The organism is Paenarthrobacter sp. (assembly GCF_031180005.1).
Taxonomy (GTDB): Bacteria; Actinomycetota; Actinomycetes; order Actinomycetales; family Micrococcaceae; genus Arthrobacter.
Genome location: NZ_JAPSHI010000072.1, coordinates 1 through 1738, shown reverse-complemented (window position 1 = coordinate 1738; position 1738 = coordinate 1). Strand labels below are relative to the sequence as shown.

2 protein-coding genes are annotated in these 1738 nt (G+C 63.5%); both read left to right on the top strand.

Translation table 11 applies throughout. The features are described from left to right. The coding region (locus RIF72_RS20035) for a fumarylacetoacetate hydrolase family protein (protein ID WP_309076535.1) at positions 1 to 887 on the top strand (887 nt) is incomplete at its 5' end. Next, a complete protein-coding gene (locus RIF72_RS20030) occupies positions 880 to 1566 on the top strand; it encodes a GntR family transcriptional regulator (RefSeq protein WP_309076534.1) in 687 nt (228 codons plus the stop codon). The genes RIF72_RS20035 and RIF72_RS20030, both read left to right, overlap by 8 nt. Positions 1567 to 1738 lie beyond the last annotated feature (172 nt).

The following is a 1738-nucleotide window of genomic DNA, read 5'->3' as shown; positions in this document are numbered from 1 at the left end:
GCACTGCCGATGGCACCATGACCACGGGCCGACTGGTCACCCAGGTGGAGCAAGGCACGACGCCGTTCGCGGACTTCGGCGCCAAGCCGAAGATTGATGACATGCAGCGTGAGGAAGCGTACGGCTCACGCGCAGCCGCCGGGCTCCCCGAAGTAACTCCCGCCCTTCCCCCCGAGCTCAAAGCCAAGCTGGAAAGCGTTGCCACCGCCACCCTTTCCTCCCAGATGCGCAAGCGCGGACTCAACAACGTCAGCATCGACGGCCTTCAAGCCACCCGCCCTGACCGCCGCGTTGTCGGTTTGGCCCGCACCCTTCGTTACGTTCCCAACCGTGAAGACCTCTTCAAAACACACGGCGGCGGTTTCAACGCACAGAAACGCGCCATCGACTCCGTCAACGAGGGCGAGATCTTAGTGATGGAGGCCCGCGGCGAAAAAGGGACCGGGACCGTTGGGGACATCCTGGCCCTGCGCGCCCAGGTCCGCGGCGCCGCTGCCATCATCACCGACGGCGGCGTCCGCGACTACACCGCCGTCGCAGACCTGGACATGCCCACCTACTTCGCCAACCCGCACCCGGCCGTACTGGGCCGGCGCCACGTTCCCTGGGACACGGACATCACCATCGCCTGCGGCGGTGCCACCGTCCAGCCCGGCGACATCATCGTGGCAGATTCCGACGGCATCCTGGTCATTCCGCCGGCTATCGCGGAGGAACTGGCTGACGATTGCATCCAGCAGGAGAGGGAAGAAACCTTCATCTTCGAAATGGTCAAGCAGGGCAACAGCGTTGATGGCCTCTACCCCATGAATTCCGACTGGCAGGTCCGGTACAAGGAGTGGGAAACAGCCAACACGATGACGCAGGAGAACGGTACCGATGACTGACGCGGCTCTCTCCGAACTCGAGGCTGTTTCCGTCCCCGGCAGCAAGTCCGAGCAGGCCTACCAGGCAGTTAAGGCACGCATCGTGGCAGGCACGTACACGCCCGGGTACCGTCTGGTGCTGAATACGATCGCCAAGGATCTCGGCGTCAGCGTGGTACCGGTGAGGGAGGCCATCCGCCGTCTTGAGGCCGAAGGCCTTGTGACCTTCGAACGCAACGTGGGGGCAACGGTTTCCGGTATTGACCCCACCGAGTACCTCTACACGATGCAGACCCTGAGCATCGTCGAAGGTGCCGCGACGGCAATGTCCGCACCGCTCATTGGCGCGGCAGACATCGACAGGGCGCGGGCGGTCAACGAGGAGATGCGCGAGTGCCTGGAGCACTTTGACCCCGTACGATTCACGCAACTGAACCGGGACTTCCACAGCGTCCTTTTCGAGCACTGCCCCAACCCGCACATCCTGGACCTGGTTCACCGGGGCTGGAACCGGCTGGCATCATTGCGTTCCTCCACGTTCCGCTTTGTTCCGGGCCGCGCCCGGGCCTCGGTGGACGAACACGAAGAGCTCTTGCGGCTGATTGAAACCGGTGCAGAGGCCGACGACATCGAAAAAGCCGCCCGGCTCCACCGCTCCGCCACCCTCGACGCTTACCTCAGCCAAGCCCAAAACAGCTGACCGGCCCTGGCGCCGGCAGCATCGCCGCAGCAGCTACACCCCGCCGATACCTCAAGCAGTAAGGAAATCCCATGACGTTCACCGCCGAACAGACCACAAGCCATTACGTGCCGCAGGACCTTCCCACCAGCATCCAGCACTACATCAACGGACAGTTCGTTGATTCCGTGGG